The organism is Treponema sp., assembly GCF_045657965.1.
Lineage (GTDB): Bacteria > Spirochaetota > Spirochaetia > Treponematales > Treponemataceae > Treponema_D.
In genome coordinates this window covers 1-6586 of record NZ_JAZOUG010000175.1, presented here as the reverse complement: position 1 = coordinate 6586, position 6586 = coordinate 1, and the positions used below count along the sequence as shown (strand labels likewise).

The window sequence follows — 6586 nt, the reverse complement described above, 5'->3', positions numbered from 1 at the left end:
AAAAAGAACAAAGGCCGCTTTAAACCGGCTCCTTTTATAGCAGTTGTATCTTTTGTAGCCGCAATAGGAATTAGTGTTACTGTCTTTAAAAATCCTGTTGCAAAATGGGGAATCCGTTCTGCAATGCAGGGAATTTTCGGGGCAAAATGCGATATTGGTTCTGTAAATGTAGAAATTTTCGCTGCACAGCTTACCGTCAATAATCTTGCTCAGGCAAATGCTGACGATCCAATGAAAAACCTTTTCCAGTTTGATAAGCTTGATTTGGATTTTAACTTAACTCAGCTTTTGCGTTCGCGCTTAAACATACAGAATATCGAAATAACCGGAATTGCCCTTAATACGCAGCGTAAAACAAGCGGTGCACTTCCTGTTAAGCCGAAATCTGCTGAAGCAAAAGCAGAAAAATCTGATTCAACAGGTTTTTATGATTCACTTAATGCTAAGCGCGGTACAGCTGTTTCCGGGGCTAAGGATTCAATTGTTCAGAAACTTGCAGAATATAATCCTGAAACGATTATGAAAAATATCGATGAAAACCTTCAGACAAAAAATGTTGCAAAAGAGGTTGAAGAAGATATTAAAAAAACTGTTGAGCAGTGGAAAAACAGGCCTGAAGAAATACAGAAAAATGTTTCTGATTTTAAAACAAGTTCTGAAAAACTCAGCAAATTAAATGTATCAAATTTAAAAACTGAAGCTGAAATAATGGCTGCTATTTCTGAAATTAAAACTGCACTTGAGAAAGGCGAAAAAGTAAAGTCAGATGTAGATTCTACACTTTCTTCTTTTGAATCTGATTCTAAAAAAGTTGCAGAATCAAAGGCAAAACTGGAACTTGCTGTTAAAAATGATACTGATATGGTTAAAAATGCCCTGCCGGATTTGTCTTTAGACGGAGCAAAAGGATTTGTTTCAGGTACATTTGATGAGTTTGCTTACTCATTGCTTGGAAAATATTATCCATATCTTAAAACGGCAGTTTCCTATGCCGGTTCAATGAAATCAAATTCTTCTTCAGATGCCGAAGCAAAAAATGAATCAGTAAAAAAAGCTAAGGCTCAGGCCCGTAAAGAAGCAAAACTTTATGCCGGAAGAAATGTTTACTGGAGAAAGGATACTGTACCAAAACTCCTTATCGAAAATGTACATGGTACAGGTTCAAATCAGGGCTCATCACTGGATCTTAAGATTACAAATATTTCAAGTGATATGGATAAAGTCGGCAAACCTATGATTGCAAAGGCTGTGTACAATGCACTTTCAAGAACACATAATGCTTCTCTTACAGTAGATGCCCGTTCTGAAAGCAAAGATTCTTTAATTTCAGGCACTTATTCTGGAAATAACTTTCCTTTCACGCTTGATATGTTAAAAGATTCAAATGCACAGGGCGTTCCTTCGTTCAACGGTACAACTTCAATCGTAGCCGGTCTTTCTGCAGAAGCAGACTATAGTTTTGATTTACTTGCTGATCTTGCCATGAATCCTGTTACTATTAAAAGTTCTCCTGTATCATCAGAAACTGCAAACCGTATTTATTCAAATGCTCTTTCAGCTGTAAAATCTATGAATGTTAAGGCAAAAGCTGGTTTTGATGAAAAGCAGGGGCTTGATTTAAATATTTCCTGTGATGCTGATAAAATTATTGCACAGGCTTTAAAATCTGCTGTTCAAAAGGAAATGGGAAGCGTTCAGAAAGAAGCTGAAGAAAATTTAAAATCAAAACTTGCTGAATATACTTCTGGTGCTGATTCTCAGTTAGGCCAGTTTAGTGATATTTCTTCAAAGCTTAAAGATTCAAAATCTGCTGCAGATACGGTTAATAAACAGCTTGAAGCTAAAAAAGCCGAACTTGAAAAACAGTTAAAGTCAGCGGCATCAAATGCGGCAAAAAAAGCAGTGACAAATAAAGCTGGTGAAGCTGTAAACAGCTCAAGTGCAGCAAAAAATGCTGCAAATACATTAAAAAAATTCGGGTTGTAAATTATGGAATATAAGGTGAATAGTTTACACAAAATTTAATTTGTGATATTCTATCTTATTCTATTTTGTAATCTTATTTTTAGGAGTGTTCCATGTCTGGACATAATAAATGGTCGACCATTAAACATGCAAAGGGCGCAGCAGACGCAAAACGCGGCGCATTGTTCACAAAATTGATTAAAGAAATTTCTATCGCAGCAAGCATGGGCGGCGGTGATCCAAATGCTAACCCTCGTCTTCGTGCAGCAATTGTTAAAGCACGTGCTGCTTCAATGCCAAAAGACAACATCGAGCGCGCAATTAAAAAGGGTACTGGTGAACTCGGTGGCGGTACATTCGAAGAATTGGTTTACGAAGGATACGCTGCAGGCGGTGTTGCTGTTCTGGTAGAAGTTCTTACTGATAACCATAACCGCGCAGCAGCAAATGTACGCAATATCTTTAACAAAACAGGCGGAAATCTTGGTACAACAGGTTCTGTAAGCCGTATGTTTGACCGCAAAGGCGTTATCGAATACGATGCAGAAGTTGTTTCTGAAGATGAAGTAATGGAAGCAGCTCTTGAAGCTGGTGCTGAAGATGTTGAAACAGATGACGGAATTATCACTGTTACAACAGCTCCAAATGACTTTACTGCAGTTGTTGAAGCTCTTGAACCAAAAGGCTGGACATCTCTTTCTGCTGAAGTTGCCATGGTTCCACAGGCTTACACAGCAGTTGATAAAGACACAGCTGGCAAAGTTCAGAAACTTATCGACCGTCTTGAAGAAGATGACGATGTTCAGAACGTATGGACAACTGTTGAATATCCGGACGACTTCGACCCGGAAGCATAAGCCAATATATTCTAATTAGAAGAATAATTAATAGAAAGCTACAAAATTCTCCGACAGATTTTTGTAGCTTTTTTTTATTGAGAAGATAATGCAAAAACGTCGTGTAATAGGAATTGATCCGGGGCTTGCTCATACAGGCTTTGGTATAATCGATGCAGCAGGAAATAATATTCGTCTCGTAAGCTATGGTGTAATTGAGACACCTTCGACAGAAGAACATGGGATTCGGCTGCTCGCTATTTATAACCGTCTTGTTTCTGTACTGCTTGAATTTAAGCCTGAGCAGGCTGCTATGGAAGAGCTTTATTTTGCCCGAAATGTAACAAGCGCCCTTTCAGTTGCTGAAGCAAAAGGTGTTGTCACAATGTGCCTTTCACAGCAGGCACTCCCTTTATGTATGTACCGTCCTAATCAAATTAAATATGCTGTAACAGGAACAAAAACAGCCGATAAAAAGACTGTTGAACAGTATGTAAAAATCCTTTTGAATCTTGAAACAGAACCGAAGCCCGACCATGCAGCCGACGCTCTTGCCGCTGCAATTACGCATGTGTTTTCAACTGCTGAAAAGCAATACATTCTGTGAAAGGGGAGTGGAGATGGGGGGAATTGAACCCCCGTCCGAAAGTGGAAGCCAAATACGTCTACATGTTTAGTTATGCGAGGTAGTTGTCGGGAGCAGGTAGCAGCATAACAAGCGTCTTCTCCGTATCATGATTAAACGTCCCGCACGCACACCATGCATTACGAGCGGCTAGTCCCTGTTTATGACGGAAAATATGAAGTTAGGAACAGCACCCCATAAGTTCCGGCTCAAGCTTAAGCTGCGAGAGCTTCTGCGAAAGAAGTTTCTTCAACTTCTTCTTCTTTTCTTTCGAAAATTGCAGTTATTGTTTTCTCAGTTTAGGGAACCTCGACTCCCACATGCAGTAAGTGCCTTGATCACAATCGTCGAAACCGGTGCACCCCCGTATAAGTTTTTCGCCAAACAATATATAGTGAAGCGGAATGAAAGTCAATAATAATTATTACAATTTTAATTAAAAAATGATAATATCATTAAAAAAAATAAATTAAGGATAATTAAATGACAGTCGTTTTAGTCATTGACTCTTTTGATGATTTAAATAATGGTACTACGGCTTCAGCAAGAAGATTTGTTGAAAACCTCAGGAAACTTGGACATACAGTAAGAATTTTAACTGCAGGAATTCCCGGACCTGATAAATTTATTCTTAAAAAATGGAAAGTTCCTGTAGTTTCTTTTTTTGCAGATAAACAGGGAATTACTTTTGCCCGTCCAGATGAAAATGTAATCCGTCAGGCTTTTACCGGAGCTGATATTATTCATTTTTATCTTCCTTTCCCTATGGGACGTGTTGCAGAAAAAATCGCTCGTGAAATGAATATTCCGTGCATTGCAGCTTTTCATGTACAGGCAGAAAATATCACTTACAATATTGGGCTTGGAAAGTTTGACTTTGCTGCAAGATTTTTTTATAAATTCCTGTTCAAGTATTTCTATAATCGGTTTGATGACATTCATTGTCCTACTCAGTTTATAGCAGATGAACTTAAAAAAAACGGATATAAAGCAAATTTGCATGTAATTTCAAATGGAGTTGATGAGGTTTTTGTTCCGCAAAAGCCTGTAGAACATAGTAAATTTAATATTTTAATGATAGGCCGGCTTTCTCCAGAAAAAAGACAGGATCTTGTCATAAAAGCTGCCGGACTTTCAAAATATGCAGATAAAATTCAGCTTCATTTTGCAGGACAGGGACCGAATGCTGAAAAATATAAAAAAATGGCTAAAAAACTAAAAAATCCGGCTGTTTTCGGTTTTTATACAACTGAAGAACTTCTTAAAATAATTGCAGAAACAGATCTTTATGTACATGCTTCAGATGTTGAAATTGAAGCTATTGCATGCATGGAAGCGTTCAGCTGCGGCTTAGTTCCGGTAATTTCAAATGCTAAAAAAAGCGCAACAGTTCAGTTTGCTTTGGATGAAAAATCTTTGTTTAAAGAAGGAAATGCAAAAAGTCTTGCAGAGAGGATTGACTGGTGGATTGAACATTCTGAAGAAAAACTTTCCCTTTCAAAAAAATATATCGAAGAAGGAGAGCAGTATCGGGTTTCAACTTCGGTAAAAAAAATGGAAGAAGTTTATAAATCTATAATCGAAAAATACTCAAAACAGGGTTAAAGCAGTTTTTATGAAACGGTTTTTTATATTATTAATATTTTTTTCTTTTATTTTACCAAATTCTTTTTCTTATTCTTTAGAAAGAACTCAGCTTCCGGAGAGTGATTTTTCACAGTGGCATACAGAACGGCTTCCGGGATTTTTAACATTTGGAACTAAAGAATGTACAGAAATGCCGGGAACAGAACCTTTGTGCTGGGATAACGGAAATCCGGCATTTTCGGCTTCTGGAAGTACAAAATGGCCTACAAAACGCATTATCCTTCAAGACGGAAGTACAGCCGCTCTGCTAACAACCAGAAAAGTATTTGGCGTCATCGCAAGCGGAAATTTATTTACAGGTAGAATTGTCCGGACAATGGGGTTAAAACAGCTTTTAGGTTTTACAGATAAAGACGGAAAAGCTTTAATTGACTGGGGAGTTCCTTTTACAGCAAGGCCTTCAGGATTCAAAGTAAAGTTTTCATACAACGGACTTGGAGATGAATGTTCTTTAGTTGCAACACTGGAAAACCGCAGCCTGGATGAAGAACAAAAAACTATCCGAAAATATGTAGCTACAGCAGCTTATATCGGAAAAACTGACAGCGAAAATATTACAAACTGTTTAACAAGAATTTCTGAGCCTGATGATAACGGTCTTCGTACACTTGAAGTTGATTTTTTGTATGGAGAATACCCTGAAAATGCAAATGAATTTCCTGAAAATGTAACTCAGGCTGAAGCAGACGAAGAAATAACTCATGTTAATGTTGTATTTGCTTCAAGTGCTCACGGAGATTATTTTGAAGGAATAAAAAATGCTTCTTTAATTGTTAAAGATTTTGAATTTATTTATCCCGAAGAAAATATTCAGTAGACTTTATTTATAAAAAAGCCCTTAAAGTTTTTACTTTAAGGGCTTTTTTTTATGCAGTCTGCTGTTCGATTAAAAGCTGATCGAGATTCGGCTTTTCTTTGCCGATAACGATTTCTTTTGTGACTGTAAGGTGTTTACGGCCTTTTACACTTGGAGCTTCGAACATTAAATCCATAAGAAGCTTTTCGACAATTGAACGTAAACCTCTGGCACCTGTTTTTTGTTTTATTGCAGTTTCTGCAATTTCATCAAGTGCATCTGTAGTGAAATCCAGATCCAGATCGTCCATTTCGAATGAAGCCTTAAACTGCTTTGTAATTGCATTTTTTGGCTCAGTAAGAATTCTGATAAGGTCTGGTTTTGTAAGTTCTTTTAGAGCTACAGAAATCGGCATACGGCCGATAAGTTCTGGAATAAGACCAAATTTTACCAGATCATCCGGTGTACATTGATTTAAAAGTTCCATTCTTTCTGTTTCGCTCATAGTTCCGACATTTGAGCCAAAACCAAGTGAGTGAGCAGAAATACGCTGTTCGATGATTTTATCAAGACCTACGAAAGCACCGCCTAAGATAAAGAGAATGTTTGATGTATCAATCTGGAGCATTTCCTGATTAGGATGTTTGCGGCCGCCCTGTGGAGGAACTGAAGCCTGTGTACCTTCTATGATTTTAAGAAGTGCCTGCTGTACGCCTT

Annotated in this window: 6 protein-coding genes and 1 other RNA gene; 5 read left to right on the top strand and 2 right to left on the bottom strand. The window is 37.7% G+C overall.

Annotated elements, in window-relative coordinates; translation table 11 throughout:
* The 3 genes from ACKI5B_RS06545 to ruvC all read left to right on the top strand — a co-directional run.
* A partial coding sequence (locus ACKI5B_RS06545) for a TIGR03545 family protein (RefSeq protein ID WP_407427023.1) occupies positions 1-1986 on the top strand: 1986 nt, incomplete at its 5' end.
* A 92-nt stretch (positions 1987-2078) separates the two neighbouring features.
* The gene (locus ACKI5B_RS06540) at positions 2079-2822 is read left to right on the top strand and encodes a YebC/PmpR family DNA-binding transcriptional regulator (RefSeq protein WP_407427021.1); all 744 of its coding nucleotides are present in this window, start codon (positions 2079-2081) and stop codon (positions 2820-2822) included.
* An 88-nt stretch (positions 2823-2910) separates the two neighbouring features.
* On the top strand, positions 2911-3408 hold the full coding sequence (gene ruvC, locus ACKI5B_RS06535; protein WP_407427019.1) for a crossover junction endodeoxyribonuclease RuvC: 498 nt from the start codon (positions 2911-2913) through the stop codon (positions 3406-3408).
* 5 nt (positions 3409-3413) lie between these two features.
* Here ruvC and ssrA read toward each other — a convergent pair.
* Positions 3414-3792: a transfer-messenger RNA gene (gene ssrA, locus ACKI5B_RS06530) on the bottom strand.
* 117 nt (positions 3793-3909) lie between these two features.
* Between ssrA and ACKI5B_RS06525 the strand changes: the two genes are divergently transcribed.
* Together ACKI5B_RS06525 and ACKI5B_RS06520 are read left to right on the top strand one after the other, a co-directional pair.
* Positions 3910-5031 (top strand): glycosyltransferase, encoded by a 1122-nt coding sequence (locus ACKI5B_RS06525; protein WP_407427017.1) that lies wholly within the window; start codon positions 3910-3912, stop codon positions 5029-5031.
* A gap of 10 nt (positions 5032-5041) precedes the next feature.
* Positions 5042-5890, top strand: a complete 849-nt coding sequence (locus ACKI5B_RS06520) for a PCMD domain-containing protein (protein ID WP_407427015.1) — start codon at positions 5042-5044, stop codon at positions 5888-5890.
* A 49-nt stretch (positions 5891-5939) separates the two neighbouring features.
* On the opposite strand, the gene ACKI5B_RS06515 is transcribed toward ACKI5B_RS06520, so the two are convergent.
* A partial coding sequence (locus ACKI5B_RS06515) for an AAA family ATPase (RefSeq protein ID WP_407427013.1) occupies positions 5940-6586 on the bottom strand: 647 nt, incomplete at its 5' end.